Consider the following 20,215-nt stretch of genomic DNA (forward strand, 5'->3'; position numbering starts at 1 on the left):
CAAGCTGGCGGCAAGGACCACATAAACAGGCGGTAAGTGGGTGAAAACTCACGGTATTTGAGGGGCATGCGCGTGCGGCGTACCCTTTTGGGCATTGATCTGCGGCGATTCAGCCGGTGGCGGCGTCAGCGGTCAGTTCAGAATTCTCTGACGCTCGGGCTGGTGTTGCTCGGGCCAGCGCTTGCCGTTGCGACCTTCCTGATCATCAGCGGACCATTGGAAGAAGGTGCGGCGTCCCCGGGTCTGCGCCTGATCCTTCTGGCTGACCTTATCTATATCCTGTTGATTGCTGCGCTTGTGCTGCAGCGGGTCTTGCGCATGGTCATTGCGCGGCGCAACCGTTCGGCAGGGTCACGGCTGCACCTGCGTCTTACTGGCGTTTTTGTGTTGCTGGCTTTGATTCCGACCGTGCTGGTCGCGGTTTTTGCGTTGCTGTCCATCAACCTTGGTTTTGAGGGCTGGTTTTCGGATCGCGTCCAAACGGTGCTTGGCACATCTTTGACAACCGCACAGGCCTACGAGGACGAAGAACGCAACGAACTTGTCAAAGACGGCGTCGCACTTTCGAACTATCTCAACCGCGCACGTCAAAGCAATTTCTTCATGAATGACGGTGATGTACGGCAACTTCTTCAACAAGCTGAACCGCAGTATGCCCGTGGTCTGACCGAGGTTTTCTTTCTGGATAGCGCGGGCGACATCCGCACCCGTGGCGGTAGTTCGTATTCCTTCGACTACGAGGCACCGGCACCTGAAGCTTTCGCGCAAGCGGATACGGACGGGATTGCGATCATTGAAGACAGCGCGAACAATGAGTTTCGTGCGTTGATCCGGATGAGCAATTTCACCGACCGCTATCTTTACGTGACGCGTGAGGTTGATGGCGAAATTCTTGCGCTGCTGGATGAAACGCGTGAAACGGTCGCGCTTTACGAACAGCTGGAACGCGATCGCGGGCGTTTGCTGTTCGGTTTCGGTTTCGTTTACCTTGGCTTTGCCGTGATCCTGATCCTGGCGGCAACATGGCTTGGGCTGTGGTTTGCAGAACGTCTGTCCCGTCCTGTGGGTCGGCTTGTCAGCGCGTCGCAGCGGGTGGGCAAGGGTGATCTGGATGTGCAGGTGATCGAGGAAGAGGGCGACGATGAGATCGCCCAGCTTGGCCAGTATTTCAACCAGATGACGACCCAGTTGAAGGGTCAGCGCGACGAGTTGCTGGAAACGAACCGCCAATCGGAACAGCGGCGCCGCCTGTTCGACAGTGTCTTAAGCTCGGTCACATCAGGCGTTGTGGGATTGGATTCCGAAGGGCGTGTGGCATTCGTGAACCCGTCCGCGCAGCGTTTGTTGCGGGTCGATTCCGGCAAAGAGGACAGCGCCTTGTCTGTCGCGGTGCCAGAGTTCGCCCCGCTGTTCGAGCAGTTGCGCTCGGAGGCGCGTGCCGGCGTGCAGGATCAGATCAACCTGATCCGCAAAGGTCAGCAGGAAAGTCTGCTGGTTCGCATGGCACCGCGCCGCAATACAGACGGGGCGTTGGAAGGCTACGTTGTGGCTTTTGATGATGTCACCGACCTTGTCAGTGCGCAGCGGATGGCCGCGTGGGGTGATGTTGCCCGGCGGATCGCCCACGAGATCAAGAACCCGCTGACCCCGATCAAACTATCAGCCGAGCGGATCGGTCGTAAATTCGGCAAGGAGGTCGATGATCCCGAGAAGCTGGCCCAGATGACCGAGATGATCGTGCGTCAGACCGATGATCTGCGCCGGATCGTTGACGAGTTTTCCAAGTTCGCAAGAATGCCGGAGCCTGAACTGAAAGAGGCCAATTTGGCAGCGCTGGTGCGCGATGCGGTCGCGCTGCAGGAATCCGGCCAGCCAGATGTGCGCATTACGGCCGAATTCCCAGATACGCCCGTTGTGGCCGATCTGGACAGCACCATGATTTCGCAAGCGCTGACAAATCTGATTAAGAACGCCGGAGAAGCCATTGAATCACGTCAGGAAAAACATCCTGATATGCTGCTAACGCCGCAAATCCGGGTGACGATGAATCACGATGACGACACCGCCTGGATTACGATTCAGGACAATGGCATCGGGCTGCCGGAAGATCGGACACGCTTGTTCGAACCATACGTTACAACACGCGACAAGGGCACTGGATTGGGGCTGCCCATCGTCAAGAAGATCATCGAAGAGCACGGCGGGGCCCTGACCCTTACAGACGCCGAACCATTTGACGCAAGTGACCACAGGGGGGCTTGCGCCATTATTGAACTGCCGCTGTCTGTTTCGGCAGAAGCGGCCAAGAAAATTCCAGCATGAGGATCACACCATGGGCGATATTCTGATTACAGATGATGAACGCGATATCCGCGAATTGATTGCGGATATCCTGCAGGACGAAGGCTTTACCACGCGACTGGCGGGGACCTCGGACGAGTGTATGGCCGAGATCGACAAGGAACCACCGGCCTTGATGATTCTGGATATCTGGCTGAAAGACAGCAATATGGATGGCATTGATATCCTGAAGGTCGTCAAGCGCGACCATCCGGATGTGCCGATTGTCATCATTTCCGGGCATGGCAACATCGAGATCGCAGTCGCGGCCATCAAGCAGGGGGCCTATGACTTTATCGAGAAGCCCTTCAATATCGACCAGCTGATGGTTGTGATCCGGCGGGCAATGGAAACGTCTCGTTTGCGTCGCGAAAACGTCGAGTTGAAGCGGGGCGAGACCGCCAGCGCCGATATGCTGGGTGAAAGCGCTGCATTCCGGACGCTGAAGACACAGCTTGATAAGGTCACGAAATCGAATGGTCGTGTCATGCTGACCGGACCTGCCGGAGCGGGCAAGGAAATTGCTGCACGCTACATTCACGCCAATTCAAACCGCGCCAATGCGCCATTTGTCGTTGTGTCGTCTGCATCAATTGAACCGGAGCGTATGGAAGAAGTTCTGTTCGGTCGCGAGGACACGGGTCGCGGGGTCGAGAAGGGACTTTTGGAAGAGGCCAATGGTGGTATCGTTTATTTCGACGAGATTGCCGATATGCCCATTGGGACCCAATCGAAAATCCTGCGCGTGCTTGTCGATCAACGTTTTCAGCGGGTCGGTGGCAGCGACAAGATCCAAGTGGATTTGCGGGTGTTATCATCAACGAACCGCGATCTGCTGGTCGAGATCGAGGCCGGTAATTTCCGTGAGGAGCTGTACCATCGCCTGAACGTTGTTCCGATCCATGTGCCAAGTCTGGAAGAGCGGCGCGAGGATATTCCGCTTTTGGCCGAGCACTTTATCGGGATGTTCAACAAGGCGCAGGGTTTGCCCCTGCGCAAGCTGGCCGAAGACGCGCGTGCGCTGTTGCAGACCATGCTTTGGCCCGGAAATGTACGCCAGTTGAAGAATGTCGTGGAACGCGTTCTTATTCTTGGCGAAAGTTCGGGTGATATCAGTGCAAAAGAGTTGCCTGCCTCTGACGAAGGTCCGGCCGAAGAAGGGCGCATTGTTCTGTCTGGTGGATTGGCGACCTTGCCATTGCGTGAGGCGCGCGAGTTGTTCGAGCGGGAATACCTGCTGACACAGATCAACCGGTTTGGTGGCAATATCAGCCGGACAGCATCGTTTGTTGGCATGGAACGCTCTGCCTTGCATCGCAAGTTGAAGTCTTTGGGGGTTGCGACCACCAATAAGGCAGGCGCGCGCGTCGCTTACGTCGAAGCGGACGCCTGATTGACCAATCCGACCTAACCTGTCACCAAACAAAGCGCAAAATCGGGAGCGTTTGGATGAAAGTCATCATCTGCGGTGCAGGTCAAGTCGGCTGGCAAATCGCACGGCATTTGTCTGGTGAAAACAACGACGTAACGGTGGTGGATAATAATCCCGAACTGGTGCGTCGTGCCACGGACACGTTGGATGTCCAAGGCATCGCCGGGTTTGCGAGCTATCCTGACGTGCTGGAAAAGGCGGGCGCGCGCGACGCTGATATGATCATCGCGGCGACCTATTCGGACGAGGTCAATATGGTCACCTGTCAGGTGGCCCATTCGGTCTTTGCAATTCAGCGCAAGATCGCGCGCCTGAGGTCGCAGTCCTATCAGGAAGCGATATACTCTGACCTTTACCGCCGCGATCATCTGCCCATCGATGTCGTGATCAGCCCCGAGCGCGAAGTTGCGGAGGCAGCCCTTCAACGGCTTGCCGCGCCTGCGGCCTTTGACACGGAGAGCTTTCTGGAAGGCAAGGCGCAGCTTCTTGGGATTACGATTGATGAAGATTGCCCCGTTATCAACACGCCGTTGCGCCAGCTAACCGATCTGTTTTCGACCTTGCAGGCCGTGGTTGTCGGCATCCGCCGTGAAGGCGCGCTTTTCGTGCCGTCCCCGAACGACCAGATTTTTCCGGGTGATGATTGTTACGTTTTCACTGAAACCAAGGACATGACTCGCACGCTGGAGATCTTTGGCAAGACCCAATCCAAGCAGGAGCGGATTGTTATTATCGGTGGCGGCAACGTCGGCCTTGGCGTTGCGCGCGCCCTTGAATCCCGCACCGATCGAGTGCGGGTCAAGATGATCGAGAAGGGGCGTGAGTGTGCCGAGAACGCCGCTGACATGTTGGACCGGACGATCGTTCTTCATGGTGACGGGCTGAGCAGTGTTTTGCTGGAAGAGGCGGGGATCAGCACGGCTGATGCTGTTCTGGTCGTCACGGATGACGATAAGACCAACTTGCTTGCGTCTGTGCGCGCAAAGGAAATGGGCTGCCCGATGGCGATCTGTCTGATCAACGATCCAACATTGGTGCCGTTGATGGGGCCTTTGAATATCGATGCTTATATCAACCCGCGTGCGACAACGGTGTCGTCGATCCTGCGCCACATTCGCCACGGACGTGTACGCGGTGTCTATTCCATCGGTGATGCAGAGGCCGAAGTGATCGAGGCGCAGGTGTTGGGCACATCCCCCATCGCTGGACAGCGCATCAAGAATATCGGCTTCCCGGAAGGCACGTTGATTGGCGCCATTATGCAGCAAGGTAAGGTTGTCAAACCAACGGGTGAGACGCGCATCAGCGAGGGTGATGCAATTGCGATCTTTGCAATGGCTGCCGACGTGCCAGAGGTCGAGCGGCTCTTGCAGGTCTCGATCGACTTTTTCTGATGATGGACCGGCTGTCAAAGCTGCCGCTGTTCGTGGTTCTGATGGCCATCGCGTCGTTTTCGATGCTGCTGCCCGCAGTGCATGGCGCGATGATGGAAGATTTTATCACGATGCGGGTCTTCTTTTACGGGATGATCCTGTTCGGGTTTCTGACCTTGCTGGTCGGCCTTGCGACAGCGGGTTATGCCCCGCGTAGCGTTGCGCGTAGCCAGCTTTTGACGCTGTTTGCAGCTTTCAGCATCCTGCCTTTGATGTTTGCTGTGCCGTTTGCCGAAGCTGTCGGAAATACCACCTATCTGAACGCCTGGTTTGAGATGATCAGCAGTTTCACGACGACCGGTGCAACGCTTTACGACACGAACGGGCGATTGACACCGTCTTTGCATCTGTGGCGCGCGACTGTTGGCTGGATGGGCGGGTTCCTTGTTTGGGTCACGGCCGTTGCCGTTTTTGCCCCGATGAATCTTGGCGGGTTCGAGGTGCGCGCGACAGGTGGCGCTGGTCGGGGGTCATCGACGGAGTTCAGCCAGATTTCGCGCATTGCCGATCCTTCTGAACGGCTAATGCGTTATTCGCTGAAGCTGCTTCCGATCTACGTCGGGCTGACGGCGACGCTTTGGCTCGGGCTCGTCATATTTGGCGAATTCTCATACGTCGCTTTGTGTCATGCGATGTCGATCATGTCGTCGTCGGGGATTTCACCGATTGATGGTGTCTACTATGCCGCTTCTGGCTGGCTCGGTGAGGCGTTGATGTTCATCTTTTTCATCTTTGCGCTGTCACGCCTGACCTTTTCACGGGGGTTGTTGGGTGATGCGGACCGCACAGACCTGCGCCGCGACCCTGAATTTCAGGTGGCTTTTTTCCTTGTCGCGGGAACGACCTTTCTTTTGACGATGCGCCATTATTTCGGCGCCGTCGGGGAAAGCAATACCAGCACGCTTGAAGGGTTGCAGGCGCTATGGGGCACGATTTTTACTGTTACATCCTTTCTGACGACCACAGGTTTTGAATCGCGCTACTGGGAAGGGGCGACCGATTGGTCCGGTCTGCAAACACCGGGCTTGTTCCTTGTCGGGCTGGCGTTGATCGGTGGCGGTGTCGCAACGACGGCGGGCGGTGTCAAACTTCTGCGGGTTTATGCGCTGTTTCGGCATGGTGAGCGAGAAATGGCGCGTCTGGTCCACCCTTCGTCGATCGGCGGCGGCGGGCGCGAGGCCCGCCTGATCCGCAGGCAAGGCGCGTTTATTTCGTGGATCTTTTTCATGTTGTTCGCGATCTCTATCGCGGTTGTCATGGCCTTGATGTCGCTGACCGGTGTCCAGTTCGAGACATCTATGGTTCTGGCGGTCGCGTCCTTGTCGACGACCGGACCACTGGCAACGGTTGCGGCGGAAACGCCGATTGCCTATTCGGGTCTGCCCGACGCGGCCAAGGGTATTCTGGCGGCTGCGATGGTGCTTGGACGTCTGGAAACGCTTGCGATTATCGCACTCTTCAACCCGGAAATCTGGCGAAATTGACGGCCACGTAATTTGGGCTGGAAACTCCTGAAACGCCAATCCATACTGCCCCTGAATCGACGGGGCTCTTTCGCGCCACTAATAATAAGAAAAGGGGACAGCCATGGCGTCCGATAAAGCGAATTTGCAGGATGCATTTCTCAACCACGTCCGCAAAGTCAAAGTACCAGTCACGATTTTCCTGGTGAACGGTGTGAAGTTGCAAGGCGTGATTACCTGGTTTGACAGTTTCTGCGTGCTTCTGCGCCGTGATGGTCAAAGCCAACTGGTCTATAAGTCGGCAATTTCAACCATCATGCCGGCCCAGCCGATCAGTCTTTATGAAGGCGAAGAATAACTTTGCTTGAACACGACAAGCCTGTCACGCGGGCTTGGGTGCTGCACCCGGACATCAAATCTGACCCGTCCCGCCGCGATCCAGCCGCGGGTCTGGAAGAGGCTACTGCGTTGGCCTTTGCGTTGCCTGACCTTGACGTCATTGGCGGTGACGTCGTGCGATTGCCACGCATCCACGCAGGCAAGCTGTTCGGATCCGGCAAGATCGAAGAGCTTGGCGCGAAGTTCAAAGCCAACGATATCGAATTGGTGCTGGTCGATGGGCCTGTCAGCCCGGTCCAGCAGCGCAATCTGGAAAAAGCGTGGAAGGTCAAACTACTTGATCGCACCGGTTTGATCCTTGAGATCTTCAGCGATCGCGCGCGCACCAAGGAAGGTGTCTTGCAGGTTGAGATGGCAGCGCTGAGTTATCAGCGTACCCGCCTTGTGCGTGCGTGGACCCACCTTGAGCGGCAGCGCGGTGGTCTTGGATTTGTTGGTGGTCCGGGGGAAACCCAGATCGAGGCGGACCGGCGCGCCATTGACGAACAACTTGGCCGTTTGCGCAAGCAGCTGGCAAAGGTTGTGAAGACCCGCGAATTGCACCGTGCGGCCCGTGCCAAGGTACCGTTCCCGATTGTCGCTTTGGTGGGCTATACGAACGCTGGTAAATCGACCCTTTTCAATCGTGTCACAGGGTCGGACGTTTTTGCCAAGGACATGCTGTTTGCGACCCTTGATCCGACCATGCGCCGGATCGAACTGCCGGCCGGTGATGAGGTCATCATGTCTGATACAGTTGGTTTCATCAGTGATCTTCCGACCGAACTTGTCGCTGCGTTTCGTGCAACGCTGGAAGAGGTTCTGGATGCCGATCTGATCGTCCATGTCCGCGACATCAGCCATGCGCAAACCGAAGAGCAGGCCGAGGATGTCCATGCTATCCTTCGGTCACTGGGTGTCGGAGAAGGTGCCCCCATTATTGAGGTCTGGAACAAGATCGATCAGCTTTCGGCCGATGAAACTGAATCGATGCTGACGCAGGCGGCACGCCGTGATAATCTGTTTGCAATTTCGGCACTGACTGGCGAGGGGATTGAGCCGCTCCTTGATGCGATTTCGCAAGCGGTGAAAGAGCCGCGCACGCAGGAGCGTCTGACACTTGGGTTCGCGGATGGGAAGGCGCGTGCCTGGCTATTTGCGCAGGGCGTCGTGACCGCTGATGAACAGGTTGATGATGGTTATCACATCGACGTGCTTTGGACGCAGTTGCAAAAGGACCGGTTCTTGAAGCTGAAGGCGGGGTCAGGCGGCGTCGCGCATTGATCGGCTCCATACGACAAGCCGCGCCCGCCCCGTATCCTTTGCGACGTAAAGTGCTTCGTCTGCGCGGGCGAGTGCTGTTTCGATGCCTTCCCGCGGTTTTGTTTCGCACGCCCCTACGGAGAGTGTGAAGCGCAACACGTGCGATTGGCTTGTCAGCGGCACGCGGATTTCCTGACAGAGTTGCCGCCCCACCAGTTGCAGGTTTTCGCGGGTGCTGTGCGCGAGGTAGACTGCGAATTCTTCTCCGCCTATGCGGCCGATGTAATCGTGGGTATCCGTCACATCGTCCAGTCGATTTGCGATCGCCTGCAAGCAGGCATCACCAACGGCGTGCCCGTATGTATCGTTAATGCGCTTGAAATGATCCGCGTCGATGATGAGCAGGAATCCGACCACCCCCCTTTTTTGAAAGATGCGGACCCGTTCGATAAATGCCCGCCGGTTTGGCAGCCCTGTCAGCACATCCGTCATTGCGAGGTTGGCAAGATTTGATTGGAGATTGTCGAGGTAGTGCACGAGAATGAAGGCAACAGCGGTAAAAGGAAGCTGGATTGCGAGCACCAAAGCCATACGGCGCGGCAGGTTTGCGGGTTCCCAGCCGAAAACCAGAACTTCGGCAGCGACGTAGATCAGCACGAACACTGCAAGCGTACTTGCAGGTTTGGTTACATATTCCCACCGACGCTTGGGCGCAAACATGGCCAGAAGGAATTTTGGAAGACCCGATTTCGACATGAGCCTGCATAGAACTTCCATTCTTGCCAGCCGGTTAATGCGCGTCCCTCTGCGCTATGCTTTTTCGGACAAATCAAACTATTGCGGGGTGTCCGGAAAGAGCTTTGTCACACCGAGCGCCGCAGCGCGGGCGAGATCGGGATCAAGTGACATCGGGATGTATTCTCCGCGTCGCCACAGCTCTCCGAGGTTGTCGTAATAACGCGAAAGCGGGTGCCCTGACTGCCCGGTTGCCGTCACAAAGACAGAGCTGTCCGGATCCGCAAAATCATAGACACCGCGATACCCGGCAGCGTGGATGTTCTGGAACGGGTTCGGTCTCGTTCCGGACGTCAATCCGCGTTGCAGCGTGTTGTCGCCCCCGCTGGTGGATTGGCGGATATTGACGAACCAGTTCAGGATAGTCGCGTTGCCAAGAACGGGGTGATCATGTGTTGCCTGATGTGCGTCACCCCAGCGTAGCGCCTGCACCCTGTTTCCGTAGGTTTCGTCGATCCAGATCAAGGCATCGTCAAGCGCCTGCCGCGAGATTTCCGTACAGGTTTCTTCTGGTGCAGATTGGATAACATCGCACCAAGCTGCCGCACCATCCACGTTGCGAAATACGCGTTCGATGAAAACCGGATCAGCGTGAGTGTATTCGGAGGCCAATGGCCCCAGTTCATCGCGGATCAACCTGTCCTGCAACGCACGTAGCCACGCTGCGTAAATCAGGGGTTCAGGCAGGTGTTCGTTCATTTCGCCGTTCCACGCTGCAAGCAATTCGAGCGCCTGTTGGCGCCGCCGTTCGGGCGTCCCGTCCGGTGCCGGATCGCCGGTGAACCAGAGATCAGCACCCATCAAGGGCAGCAAAGATCGTGCGGTGAAACTGACCGTATCAAGCTGCGCCTCGATAAAGCTTTCGCGGGTGTGCACTTCTCGTGCTTGCATCAACCGCCGCCAGCGGTTGATCCGTTGCGTGTCGCCCCAGTTGAACGACACGTGATCGGGGAAAGGCGCATCGACGGTCTTGTTGTTGGTATTGCCAAGGATTCCACCGGTGGGTTCGACGAATTCCGGGTTTTCGCTGTATGGACGCACCCCTTGCCAGCGGTTCTGTGGCAGGTAGCCAAAACTTGGCAGCCGCCCTTGGCTTTGATGTGCTGCGTCCCGTGCAGGTAGGGCACCGATTGTTTTCATCGCGATGCGGTTGCGGTCGGCAAGTGTCAGATTCTGGGAGGGCGCGACATAGTCGGCCGTCGCCTCGATGGCGTCTTCGACTGTCTTGGCCGCCATAAGCCGCATCGCGGCGCTGATCGAGGTGTCTTTATCCGACAAAGCCGTCCAGGACAGGCTTGTCACATGACCGGGCGGTGTGATGGTTCCAAGATCGAACTGATCCGGTGGCAGAACCGGCCCGTTATCGGTCCAGCGCATCCGCAACGTCACGGAAACCCCGTCTTTTACGTTGATGATGCTGTCGCGTGTCGTGAAAGGCGTCCAACCATCCAGCCCGCGATAGAGCGTTGAATTGTCTGGATTGACCTCTTCAATGAAAACATCCTGATCATCGGCGTAGCTGGCGGTGATCCCCCAGCCGAGTGCTGCGCTGCGGCCGGTCAGCACGACAGGAATACCGGGGACCGTTCCGCCGATCACGCCGCCCGATTCCAGTTCCAATCGGGCCAGATACCAAATTGTCGGTGCGGTAAGACCGACATGCGGATCGTTGGCCAGCAGGGTTGATCCGGCGGCCGCGCGGCTTGGGCCAGCTGCCCATGCATTCGACGCACCGGCGTGTGCGCGTGGTTTGGTCGGCGAGAGCGGATCATTCGGCATCCGGTTGTTGGCCGCATATCGTTGTGTCCCGGGTACAAGGCTTGCGTACTCTGGCAAGACCGCAATGCCGTTGCCGGGATCGTCGGGGAGGATGTCAACAATCCGTTCGGGAGACACGACCAATGATGTGCGCGCGCGCAGCACCTCGTTTTCAAGTTGCGAGGCCGTTTGCACCGCCAGCAGTTTCATCAGCGCGATGCTGTCGGCAGGCTGCCATGGCGAAACAGGATGATTGAACATCCACATTTCTGGGGCACCACGGCCACGGGCCCCTTCGTTCACTTCGCCAAGCCAGGCATTTACACCATCAGCATAGGCTTCGAGTGCGGCGCGGGTTTCGGGATCCTGTACTGCGACCGATCTGACTGAGAGAGGATAGACATCAAGCCTGCGCATCAACTCGTCGATCTTGAGCGTGCGCGGGCCGAACACTTCTGACAGGCGGCCTTGTGCCGTGCGCCGTAGCATCGTCATCTGCCACATCCGGTCTTGCGCATGGACAAACCCAAGCGCGTAGTAAACGTCAGTGTCGTTGGTTCCGAAGATGTGCGGCACGTTCGCATTGTCGCGCACAATTTCAACAGGCGCGGTAATGCCAGCCAACTCGAAATCTGCATTGTAATCGGGCAAGGATCGTGCGGCAAAATAATAGGTCAGCCCAAAAATACCGAGGGCAAGTGCGATGAGGCCCGTCGTTATGCGAAACAGCCAGCGGAATAGAAATGCCATGGAACGGGAAACCTTAGATCAACGCTTTCGGGCTTTTAGCGAATGCGACAGGAACGCGCCAGTCGGGGTGGCGAAAAACCTCTAACTCGCGCTAGGGTCCGGATATGCAAAGTACTGTCGTCATTCACAGTGTCGTCGATGGGACAGAAGACGTTCTGTTTGAGACCGACGCGCTGATCGAGGCCCCGAACTGGTCGCGGTGTGGTACCTTTCTGGTCGTGAACGGGGGCGGGAGGCTATACCGGCTGCCGTTGGATGCGCCGTCACTTTCGCCGATTGATACTGGATCATGCACGTCGTGCAATAACGATCACGGGATTTCACCGGACGGCACGCAGCTTGTCATCAGTGATGGAAGTGCTGGTAAAGGATCTTGTATCTACACACTGCCGATTGGCGGTGGAACGCCGGTGCGTATTACGCAACAAACGCCGAGCTATTGGCATGGGTGGTCGCCCGACGGGAAGACCTTGGCCTATGTCGGCAAGCGGGCCGGGGTGTTTCACGTGATCACGATCCTAGCCGAAGGCGGCGCAGAAACCGTCCTGACGGATGGGTCCGGGCATCGCGACGGACCCGATTACAGCCCTGATGGTGAATGGATCTGGTTCAATTCCGATCATCACGGCAAGACACCTGATATCTGGAAGATGAGGACCGATGGAGGCGATCTGACGCAAGTAACGGACGATGCGTTCGTGAACTGGTTTCCGCATCCGTCTCCGGACGGCGCACATGTTCTTTATCTGGCCTATCCGCCTGATACGCAGGGCCATCCCCGGGGGAAGGACGTGACGCTGAATTTGATGTCGCCCGACGGCACGAACCTGCGCCGCATCGCGGCCTTTCATGGCGGACAGGGCAGTATCAACGTGCCGAATTGGTCGCCTGATGGCGAGAAATTCGCATACGTGCGCTACGCAGCCGCGAATTCGTCATAGGCGGCAAGTGCTTTTGCGCTGAAAGCGATTGAAGGCCCGCCACCCATGTAGGCGGCCATCGCGAGCGCTTCGCACAACTCAGCGCGCGTTGCCTTCAGGCGGACCAGTGATTTGACGTGGAACCCGATACAGCTGTCGCAACGGGTCACAATTGCGATGCCCAAAGCAATGAATTCTTTCGTTTTTTCATCAAGTGCGCCGTTTGTTTTGGCGGCTTTGCCCATGGCATTGAAGCCGGCCATTGTGTCCGGGCTTTCAGCCTGCAATTTTGCGATATTTGCGTTGGTTTCTTTCAGGAACTCGTTCCAGCTCATCATGACCTACTTTCGTCAGCGCCCATCTTGCGTTCCAGCCAGCGCACAAAGAAACTGATGATCAGCACCAGCACCAGATATTCAAAAATCAGAAGTGTGTATATTTCAAGCGGCCGGTATTCTGTCACCACCAGCTCGTTTGCGCGGCGCGTCAGTTCCTGCATGCCGATCACAGAGGCAAAGGCGGACATTTTTACGATATAGATGAACTGGTTTGCCAATGGTGGCAGAATGCGTCGGATTGCTTGTGGCAGGATCACGTAGGTCATCGTTTGGCGGTAATTCAGGCCGACGGTGCGGGCTGCTTCGGTCTGACCTTTGGGGATCGACTGAATGCCAGAGCGGTAGATTTCAGCCGTAAACGCTGAATCCGAGATCGCGAGCGTGATAATCGCGCCCCAGAACGCGTCTATCGACACTTGGAAGCCCATGGATTTCAGCACCACCGGCAGACCGTAAAACACCCAGAACAGCATCGGCAGCAGCGGGATTGCGCGGATGAATTCGATGTAAATCCGGCTGGGCATACGGATCCATCGGTTTGTTGACATGCCGGGCAGGGCGACGAGAAGACCGATCGCCATGGACATAACGGCGGCAATGACCGACAGCAGGATTGTTGCGCCGAAGCCGTTCAGCAGGAACTGGATGTTGTTCGCACCATTGGTTGTGCGTGGATCGATGACATACCAGCCCCAATTCGTGTTTTCTGAACAGGCAGCCAGAACCAGGAGTGCCGCGACCGGCAGGATGATTTTCAAGCGCATCGTGGCCTCAGTGCTGCAGGATTTGGTTGAGGAACGTCTTGCAACGTTTTGTTTTGGGGGCGGTAAAGAAATCTTCTGGTGTGCCGACCTCGACAATTTCGCCCTGATCCATGAAGACCATCCGGTTCGCGGCCCGGCGGGCGAAACCCATTTCATGCGTTACGACAACCATCGTCATTCCATCTTCAGCCAGATCAACGATCACGTCGAGAACCTCTGCAATCATTTCCGGATCGAGCGCGCTGGTCGGTTCATCGAAAAGCATGATCTTGGGTTCCATGCAGAGCGAGCGTGCGATTGCGACCCTTTGCTGTTGTCCGCCTGAAAGAGCGCGGGGCAGTTTGTCGGCCTGTTCCGGAATTTGCACCCGTTCGAGCAGGGTCATCGCCCGCTCTTCGGCTTGTCGACGTGACAGACCCCGCGCCTTGATGGGGCCAAGCGTCAGGTTTTGCAGCACTGTCAGATGTGGAAACAGATTGAACTGCTGGAACACCATGCCAACTTCGGCGCGGATGTTTTCAACAGAGGCCGGATCGCTGAGCTTGATGCCGTCCACGATGATTTCGCCGGACTTGTGGCTTTCAAGACCGTTGATGCAGCGAATGAGTGTGGATTTTCCCGACCCGGACGGCCCGCAGACGACGACGCGCTCTCCGTGTGCGACGTTCAGTGAGACATTTTTTAAGGCGTGGTAGTCTTCATACCATTTGTTTACGCTTGAAATCGTGATGGCTGGGCCGGCGTCTGGCATCTTGACTTTCCTCGGGGCGGGTTAGCTGCCTTAGAACACGACAAAGGGTGAAACTTAAATGACATTTCTTAAAACTTTCGGCGCGGCGATTGCTGTCGTCGCATCTATGGCCGCTGTGCCGGCCATGGCGCAATCTGCGTTGAACGATATTCTGTCTTCTGGCGTTCTGAAGGTGGGTACTACTGGTGACTGGAATCCGATGTCGGTCCGCGATCCGGCGACAAATGCGTATGTCGGATATGACATCGACATCATGACGGAGTTGGCCAAAGATCTTGAGGTCGAACTGGAATTCGTTCCAACGGATTGGAAGACGTTGGTATCGGGCATCACAGCCGGCAATTACCATATCACCGGATCAGCATCCATCAGCCCGGCGCGGATGAAGGCTGCGGGATATTCCGACACTTATATTGCTGTCGAAATTCTGCCGTTCACAACCGCTGATAAGGCTGAAAACTTCACCGGCTGGGACAGCATCAACCAAGAAGGCGTGAAGGTCGCGACGACTTTGGGCACATCGTTTGAGGCCATGACACGCGAGTGGTTCCCGAATGCCGAAATCACCGTCGTCGAAGCACCGGCCCGTGGCTATCAGGAAGTGCTGTCTGGCCGGGCAGATGTGTTTATCACCTCCAATATCGAAGGTGCCACGCTGGTGGCTAAATTCCCTGAAGTCTCGATGATCGACGTAGATCAGTCACGCGCACCGACCCCTATCGCGATGCTGATGCCGCAGTCCGATCAGGTCTGGATCAACTACGTGAACAACTGGATTGCGATCAAGCAGGCCAGCGGGTTCTTTGTGGAAGTCGCGGAGAAGTGGGGCCTTTAAGGTCCACACAGTTCGCAAAAGAATAGAAGGCCACGCCATCGCGCGTGGCCTTTTGTCATGCGATTTCGGTGTTTAGTAGCGCTTCCAGTTTCTTGTTGAAGGTTTCCAGATCGCTTTGGGGGTCAAGGTCATGGATCGGGCGCAAGTCCATCGCCACATGGCGACGACCGTTCTTCACGCCGATGAAGCTCCAGAACCCATCGTAGATCTTGCGTTGATACGTGCCGAGCCCGTCGGTGCGCAACAGCATGACAGGCGTGTCGGGATTGGCACGCAGGATTTCGTGCACGCCTGACAGGTAAGGCGCGATAATTTCTTCCGGTTGCCGCCGCACCTTGCCTGCGGGAAACAAGAGCACGGCGCAGTCGTTTTCCAGCAGATTGTGGATCTTGGCGAGCGTTTGCGCTTTGCGTTCCTGCCTTTGTTCCGGCGGCCACGATTTTGGCGAACTCATCGGGATCGCACCGGCCACGTAGAGCGGAAACCACTGTGCCCAGTTGTGATATTCGTCCCAATGTACCGTCGGTCGGATCCGCGTCGTGGTGTAGAGGATCGACGTGATCAATGGCCCGTCATGGCGGCTGACGTGGGTGGCGAGGATCAGCGTGCCTGGTGCGTTTTGCAACAAATGCTTGTTCGCACAACTAACATTGTAGAACAGCGCATAGTAGGTTCGCACCAGAACAAAGAAAAAGTGGCGGAGCCAGCGCCCGACAGTCGCATCAAGAAATCGTTTCATAGCGCGACTATCCGGGAAATCTGGAAGATGCCAAAGCGATTTCAGTGCCATAGTCATCCGCGCGAATTTGCGGTACTTACAGGACACAATCGCAAGAAAGCACACAATGGACCGCGACTTGACCACTGGCCCGATATCGGGCCATTTTCGTGCTCTCGCGATACCGTCAGCGATTGGTATGCTTTTCAGCACGCTCTATAACGTTGTCGATACTTACTTTGCCGGACAGATCAGCACCGACGCGCAAGCCGGAATGGCCATAGGGTTCCAGGCGTTTTTCATCATGATGGCTGTCGGTTTTGGTCTTGGATCTGCATTATCGGCACTTGTCGGCAATGCGGCGGGCAAAAAGGATATGTCTGCGGCGCGGCGGCTTGCATTGCAGGGGATCGGTTATGGCGTCATCGCGACCATCTTGCTGATGATCGCTTCGGCTTGGTTCGGTCCTGCACTCATCCGTCTTGTATCCGAACCCGGTGCTTACCGTGACGCTGGAACCGGCTATTTCAACTGGCTTGTCTTTTCGCTTCCGGGATTTCTGCTGGCTTATGGTGCGAACGGTATTCTGCAAGCCCGTGGCGACACGAAGTCATTGCAACGTGCGCTCATGGTTGCATTCTTTGCCAACTGCGTTCTCAACCCGCTATTTATTTACGGTCTTCCCGGTGTGATCCCCGGCCTTGGCTTTAACGGGATTGCACTGGCGACCATCGTCAGCCAGACCGGTGTCGCCATCTACATCCTACGTTGCATTTTCAAACGCGAGATGATGGAAGGCTGGGCATTCTCTGAATTGCGTCCAGAGGCTGGCACCTACAAGGAAATCACGGCCCAGATGGCCCCGACCAGCTTTGCCATTCTGGTGATGTTTGCAGCCGGTTTTGTGGTGCAATTCGGTCTAAAACAGTTTGGCGGACATGCCATTGCTGCCTACGGGATTGCCCTGCGCATCGAGCAGTTATTCTTGTTGCCGATCCTGGGGATCACGGGGGCCCTTCTTCCGATTGCGGCCCAGAATTTTGGTGCGGATCAATATGATCGGGTGCGGGATGCGCTGTTCTTTTGCATCAAGATTTGCGGCGTCATGATGATTGTCGCATGTCCGATCCTCTGGTTCGGGGGCCGCACATTTATGGGGTTCTTTACGAGTGATCCTGCGGTCAAGGATGTTGGTGCGCTTTACCTCAAGATCGACGGGCTTATCCTGCCTGTCTACATGATGCTGTTCGCGATCAACTCGCACCTTCAGGCGCTGAAAAAGCCGATCTACACGCTGTGGATCGGGCTTTATCGGCAGGGTTTTGGCATCGCGTTCTTCATCTGGCTCTATATCGGCGTTTTCGACATGGATGTGATTGGCGTCTTTCTGGGTATCGCAACGGGTGTGACGACCGGCTGGTTGATTGCGGTCGTGGTCGCGGAACGCGTTTCACGCCCGATGATCGGTTCGTTGTTTGGCCGCGTGCAGGCCCCGAAGCCTAGCGTTCCGGGATCAGGCCGCGCGGGCTGAACCGCAGGACCAGTAACAGGATCACACCCATTGTCAGAAGGCGCATATGCGCAATTGATTCCATCAGATAGACCTTGACCGGACTTGTATCAGCCATGCCGGCGGTAAAGAAATTCATGACGGCCTGACCAATTGGTTCCACCTGCACCCACAAGAACCAGATGAGCATTCCGCCAAGAACAGACCCAAGGTTGTTGCCCGATCCCCCGACGATCACCATCACCCAGATCAGGAAGGTAAACCGTAACGGTTGATAGGACGCCGGTGTCAGCTGCCCATCCAGCGTCGTCAGCATCGCACCTGCAATACCGCAGACGGCAGACCCCAGAATGAAGACTTGCAGGTGTCGCGCCTTGACATCCTTGCCCATCGCCTCTGCCGCGACCTCGTTGTCGCGGATTGCGCGCATCATGCGCCCCCAGGGGCTGTGAAGTGCGCGTTGTGCGAGCCATAGCAAGATGATGAGAACAATCGTGAACAGCCCCGCATAAAGCACCTTGGTATACAGTGTTGACGCTGTGACCGGGTCCAACCCCCAGTCGGCTGCTCGCGCGACAAAGTCAGCGTCTTGCTGCAGATCGGTCTCGCGCGGGACGGGGCGGGGCAGGCCGGCGACATTCTTTACGCCGCGCCCCAACCAGTCTTCGTTTTTCATCACAGCTATGATGATTTCGGCAATGCCAAGCGTGGCAATTGCCAGATAGTCCGCGCGCAAACCAAGGGCCGTTTTGCCGATAATCCAGGCGGCTCCGGCCGCCAGCAATCCGCCCATCGGCCATGCCACAAGGATCATCATGTCACTGCCGAAGACGTTGATGCCACCAAGATACCCCGTTGATGCGGGATTCACGGCTTCGACGGCGGTAACACCAGCATCGAATACTGTGCGGAACAGGAAGAACCCGAGGATGATAACGACCAGCGTGCCCCAGAGCCTCATTCGACCTTTCAATCGTGCCTGTGTAAAGATCGCAGCCACGATTGCACCGGCACCCAACAGCAAGCCAGCAATCAGTTGCAGGCCGCCTGCTGACCATGCCTCTTCGACGGGGGGCATCGACACCAGCACAGCGGCGAGACCGCCCAGCGCAACAAACCCCATGATCCCGACGTTGAACAGCCCCGCGAAACCCCACTGCAGGTTCACGCCAAGTGCCATGATCGCACTGATCAGCCCGAAATTCACGATGATCAGCGCATTGTTCCAACCCTGCACCAAACCTGTCCATGCAATGAGACCGGCGACAATGCCGAACAACAAGGTGACGCGCATCTGATAAGTCATGCCGTTTGCCCTTTGAATAGTCCTGTCGGCTTGAAGAGCAAGACGACCAGGAGGATCACGAAGCTGACCGCGAACTTGTAATCCGTTGACAGCAATTGCACGAGCCCGGCCGGTTCGAGGCTTTCGGGGAGAAGATAACCGAGAAGCTTCTTCAGTGGATAGGTGATCGTGACTTCGGCAAAGGCGATAACGAAACCACCGGCAATTGCGCCGACCGGGCTGCCAAGGCCACCAACGATTGCTGCGGCAAAGATCGGCAAGAGAAGCTGGAAGTACGTGAAGGCCTTGAATGACTTGTCGAGGCCATAAAGGACACCGGCCGTTGTAGCGAGTGCGCCGACGATGACCCATGTTACCAAAACGACCTTTTCAGGATTGATACCGGAAAGAAGCGCGAGGTCTTCGTTGTCCGAAAACGCGCGCATTGATTTCCCGGTGCGTGTCCGGTTCAGGAAATAGAACAAGAGGCCGACGACGATCACCGCGATGACGACCGTGATGGCCTGTGTTGTCTTGATCGCAAGACCTTCATCCAGCCCTGACCATTTCTTGAAATCACCCGCCGAAATCAAGAACCGTGCGCCGTCTGAAAAACCGATATCCCGCACGCCGATCACAAAGCGCACAATCCCGTTCATCACGAACATGACACCCATGGAAACGGCAAGGAAGGTGACAGGCGACGCCTTTTGGACGCGATAGAAGCGGTAGACCGCACGATCGGTTCCGACGAGAAGGAGTGCTGTCGCCGCAATACCGACTGGCAGGGCGAGGAGGGCAGTGGGCAATGGGCCGAACGTGATGCCGGCTGCCGTCAGGCCCCAAGTAACCCAGATGGTGATTGCCGTGCCGAACGCCATCGTGTCGCCATGCGCAAAGTTCGAGAACCGCAGGATCCCGTAGACAAGTGTGACGCCAAGCGCGCCAATTGCCAGCTGCGCGCCGTAGGCCATGGCGGGAACGATCACGAAATTGGCCAGTGCGACCAACGCGTTCAGAAATTCCATACTCTCAAACTCCTTGAAGTCGCACGTTCGCTTGTCCGTTCGGATCGACGGGCAGGTCGTCTCATTGCATCACCTCGCAATGCCCGCCAATGCGCAGACCTTCGTGATTGTTCGCGAGGATTGCCGTCCCGTCGGACTGCATGATGAAGAGCATCGTCGTTCCCCCCAAACCTTCAGCCTGAAAGCCGCGGATGTCGCCCATCAGGATTGGTTCGGCAGGGAAATGCTTTGCACCATATCGGACCGTCGTGACTTTGCGCTGCGGCGGTTCGTCTGGATCAAGCGGGTGCGTGAATTGATTGCGATCAATCATGAAAGCGACCTCATCGCCGTCATCCATCATGCAAGAAACGGTTTCGGCCGCTGCGGGACCAGTGATCAGGACAGCGCACCCTGCTTGTATCATCTTGCCCAAAATACTCCCGCCGGAGGCATCTGCCATATCAACCACCCC

Annotated in this window: 18 protein-coding genes; 9 read left to right on the forward strand and 9 right to left on the reverse strand. The window is 56.7% G+C overall.

The genetic code is table 11. The features are described 5' to 3' along the window. Nucleotides 1-72 precede the first annotated feature (72 nt). From BMY44_RS04870 to hflX, 6 genes are all read left to right on the forward strand, one after another. Entirely contained in the window at nt 73-2,322 is a 2,250-nt protein-coding gene (locus BMY44_RS04870; RefSeq protein ID WP_242650485.1) for a sensor histidine kinase NtrY-like, read from the forward strand. A gap of 10 nt (nt 2,323-2,332) precedes the next feature. Further along, nucleotides 2,333-3,733, forward strand: a complete 1,401-nt coding sequence (ntrX, locus tag BMY44_RS04875) for a nitrogen assimilation response regulator NtrX (protein ID WP_089990946.1) — start codon at nt 2,333-2,335, stop codon at nt 3,731-3,733. Nucleotides 3,734-3,789: 56 nt separating this feature from the next. Next, nucleotides 3,790-5,166 (forward strand): Trk system potassium transporter TrkA, encoded by a 1,377-nt coding sequence (gene trkA, locus BMY44_RS04880; protein ID WP_089990949.1) that lies wholly within the window; start codon nt 3,790-3,792, stop codon nt 5,164-5,166. A 2-nt stretch (nt 5,167-5,168) separates the two neighbouring features. After that, the gene (locus BMY44_RS04885; RefSeq protein ID WP_089994554.1) at nt 5,169-6,689 is read left to right on the forward strand and encodes a TrkH family potassium uptake protein; all 1,521 of its coding nucleotides are present in this window, start codon (nt 5,169-5,171) and stop codon (nt 6,687-6,689) included. A gap of 103 nt (nt 6,690-6,792) precedes the next feature. Next, complete coding sequence (hfq, locus tag BMY44_RS04890) at nt 6,793-7,026, forward strand: RNA chaperone Hfq (RefSeq protein ID WP_056031573.1); 234 nt, start codon at nt 6,793-6,795, stop codon at nt 7,024-7,026. Between the two features lie 2 nt (nt 7,027-7,028). After that, nucleotides 7,029-8,330, forward strand: coding sequence for a GTPase HflX (hflX, locus tag BMY44_RS04895; RefSeq protein WP_165611784.1), 1,302 nt, complete (start codon nt 7,029-7,031; stop codon nt 8,328-8,330). Here hflX and BMY44_RS04900 read toward each other — a convergent pair. Together BMY44_RS04900 and BMY44_RS04905 are read right to left on the reverse strand one after the other, a co-directional pair. Further along, a complete protein-coding gene (locus BMY44_RS04900) occupies nt 8,310-9,065 on the reverse strand; it encodes a GGDEF domain-containing protein (protein WP_165611785.1) in 756 nt (251 codons plus the stop codon). The two genes, hflX and BMY44_RS04900, sit on opposite strands and share 21 nt — an antisense overlap. A 78-nt stretch (nt 9,066-9,143) precedes the next feature. Next, on the reverse strand, nt 9,144-11,612 hold the full coding sequence (locus tag BMY44_RS04905; RefSeq protein WP_089990954.1) for a penicillin acylase family protein: 2,469 nt from the start codon (nt 11,610-11,612) through the stop codon (nt 9,144-9,146). 104 nt (nt 11,613-11,716) lie between these two features. On the opposite strand from BMY44_RS04905, the gene BMY44_RS04910 reads away from it, so the two are divergent. After that, nucleotides 11,717-12,553: a TolB family protein gene (locus tag BMY44_RS04910; RefSeq protein ID WP_089990957.1), complete on the forward strand. Its 837-nt coding sequence runs from the start codon at nt 11,717-11,719 to the stop codon at nt 12,551-12,553. Here BMY44_RS04910 and BMY44_RS04915 read toward each other — a convergent pair. The 3 genes from BMY44_RS04915 to BMY44_RS04925 are packed head-to-tail and all read right to left on the reverse strand — an operon-like array spanning nt 12,529 to nt 14,385. Continuing rightward, the gene (locus BMY44_RS04915; RefSeq protein ID WP_479723315.1) at nt 12,529-12,870 is read right to left on the reverse strand and encodes a carboxymuconolactone decarboxylase family protein; all 342 of its coding nucleotides are present in this window, start codon (nt 12,868-12,870) and stop codon (nt 12,529-12,531) included. The genes BMY44_RS04910 and BMY44_RS04915 overlap by 25 nt on opposite strands. Next, entirely contained in the window at nt 12,867-13,634 is a 768-nt protein-coding gene (locus tag BMY44_RS04920) for an amino acid ABC transporter permease (RefSeq protein ID WP_089990962.1), read from the reverse strand. Before BMY44_RS04920 ends, BMY44_RS04915 begins: the two co-directional genes overlap by 4 nt. Before the next feature lie 7 nt (nt 13,635-13,641). Further along, nucleotides 13,642-14,385 carry an amino acid ABC transporter ATP-binding protein gene (locus BMY44_RS04925; protein WP_089990965.1) on the reverse strand — a complete coding sequence of 248 codons (744 nt, stop codon included), beginning with the start codon at nt 14,383-14,385 and terminating at the stop codon, nt 13,642-13,644. 58 nt (nt 14,386-14,443) lie between these two features. Here BMY44_RS04925 and BMY44_RS04930 point away from each other — a divergent pair, with 58 nt between their 5' ends. Continuing rightward, nucleotides 14,444-15,220 (forward strand): transporter substrate-binding domain-containing protein, encoded by a 777-nt coding sequence (locus tag BMY44_RS04930; protein ID WP_089990969.1) that lies wholly within the window; start codon nt 14,444-14,446, stop codon nt 15,218-15,220. 55 nt (nt 15,221-15,275) lie between these two features. Here the strand turns inward: BMY44_RS04930 and BMY44_RS04935 are convergent, their stop codons facing one another. Beyond that, the gene (locus BMY44_RS04935) at nt 15,276-15,959 is read right to left on the reverse strand and encodes a 1-acyl-sn-glycerol-3-phosphate acyltransferase (RefSeq protein WP_165611786.1); all 684 of its coding nucleotides are present in this window, start codon (nt 15,957-15,959) and stop codon (nt 15,276-15,278) included. 106 nt (nt 15,960-16,065) lie between these two features. Between BMY44_RS04935 and BMY44_RS04940 the strand changes: the two genes are divergently transcribed. Further along, nucleotides 16,066-17,469 (forward strand): MATE family efflux transporter, encoded by a 1,404-nt coding sequence (locus tag BMY44_RS04940; protein ID WP_089990975.1) that lies wholly within the window; start codon nt 16,066-16,068, stop codon nt 17,467-17,469. On the opposite strand, the gene BMY44_RS04945 is transcribed toward BMY44_RS04940, so the two are convergent. The 3 genes from BMY44_RS04945 to BMY44_RS04955 form a co-directional block, all read right to left on the reverse strand. Then, entirely contained in the window at nt 17,438-18,754 is a 1,317-nt protein-coding gene (locus tag BMY44_RS04945; RefSeq protein WP_207510483.1) for a branched-chain amino acid ABC transporter permease, read from the reverse strand. The two genes, BMY44_RS04940 and BMY44_RS04945, sit on opposite strands and share 32 nt — an antisense overlap. Further along, a complete protein-coding gene (locus BMY44_RS04950) occupies nt 18,751-19,761 on the reverse strand; it encodes a branched-chain amino acid ABC transporter permease (protein ID WP_089990978.1) in 1,011 nt (336 codons plus the stop codon). The genes BMY44_RS04945 and BMY44_RS04950 overlap by 4 nt, the downstream gene beginning before the upstream one ends. A 61-nt stretch (nt 19,762-19,822) precedes the next feature. Beyond that, nucleotides 19,823-20,203 (reverse strand): hypothetical protein, encoded by a 381-nt coding sequence (locus tag BMY44_RS04955; RefSeq protein ID WP_131801572.1) that lies wholly within the window; start codon nt 20,201-20,203, stop codon nt 19,823-19,825. Nucleotides 20,204-20,215: the final 12 nt, after the last annotated feature.

It is taken from the genome of Cognatiyoonia koreensis (genome assembly GCF_900109295.1).
Classification (GTDB): Bacteria; Pseudomonadota; Alphaproteobacteria; order Rhodobacterales; family Rhodobacteraceae; genus Cognatiyoonia; species Cognatiyoonia koreensis.

Bases quoted from the DNA above. Each gene is read 5' to 3' on its own strand.
- ntrX (WP_089990946.1), top strand. From the start codon at position 2,333: ATGGGCGATATTCTGATTACAGATGATGAACGCGATATCCGCGAATTG.
- trkA (WP_089990949.1), top strand. From the start codon at position 3,790: ATGAAAGTCATCATCTGCGGTGCAGGTCAAGTCGGCTGGCAAATCGCA.
- BMY44_RS04885 (WP_089994554.1), top strand. From the start codon at position 5,169: ATGGACCGGCTGTCAAAGCTGCCGCTGTTCGTGGTTCTGATGGCCATC.
- hfq (WP_056031573.1), top strand. From the start codon at position 6,793: ATGGCGTCCGATAAAGCGAATTTGCAGGATGCATTTCTCAACCACGTC.
- BMY44_RS04900 (WP_165611785.1), bottom strand. From the start codon at position 9,065: ATGTCGAAATCGGGTCTTCCAAAATTCCTTCTGGCCATGTTTGCGCCC.
- BMY44_RS04905 (WP_089990954.1), bottom strand. From the start codon at position 11,612: ATGGCATTTCTATTCCGCTGGCTGTTTCGCATAACGACGGGCCTCATC.
- BMY44_RS04910 (WP_089990957.1), top strand. From the start codon at position 11,717: ATGCAAAGTACTGTCGTCATTCACAGTGTCGTCGATGGGACAGAAGAC.
- BMY44_RS04915 (WP_479723315.1), bottom strand. From the start codon at position 12,870: ATGATGAGCTGGAACGAGTTCCTGAAAGAAACCAACGCAAATATCGCA.
- BMY44_RS04920 (WP_089990962.1), bottom strand. From the start codon at position 13,634: ATGCGCTTGAAAATCATCCTGCCGGTCGCGGCACTCCTGGTTCTGGCT.
- BMY44_RS04925 (WP_089990965.1), bottom strand. From the start codon at position 14,385: ATGCCAGACGCCGGCCCAGCCATCACGATTTCAAGCGTAAACAAATGG.
- BMY44_RS04930 (WP_089990969.1), top strand. From the start codon at position 14,444: ATGACATTTCTTAAAACTTTCGGCGCGGCGATTGCTGTCGTCGCATCT.
- BMY44_RS04935 (WP_165611786.1), bottom strand. From the start codon at position 15,959: ATGAAACGATTTCTTGATGCGACTGTCGGGCGCTGGCTCCGCCACTTT.
- BMY44_RS04940 (WP_089990975.1), top strand. From the start codon at position 16,066: ATGGACCGCGACTTGACCACTGGCCCGATATCGGGCCATTTTCGTGCT.
- BMY44_RS04945 (WP_207510483.1), bottom strand. From the start codon at position 18,754: ATGACTTATCAGATGCGCGTCACCTTGTTGTTCGGCATTGTCGCCGGT.
- BMY44_RS04950 (WP_089990978.1), bottom strand. From the start codon at position 19,761: ATGGAATTTCTGAACGCGTTGGTCGCACTGGCCAATTTCGTGATCGTT.
- BMY44_RS04955 (WP_131801572.1), bottom strand. From the start codon at position 20,203: ATGGCAGATGCCTCCGGCGGGAGTATTTTGGGCAAGATGATACAAGCA.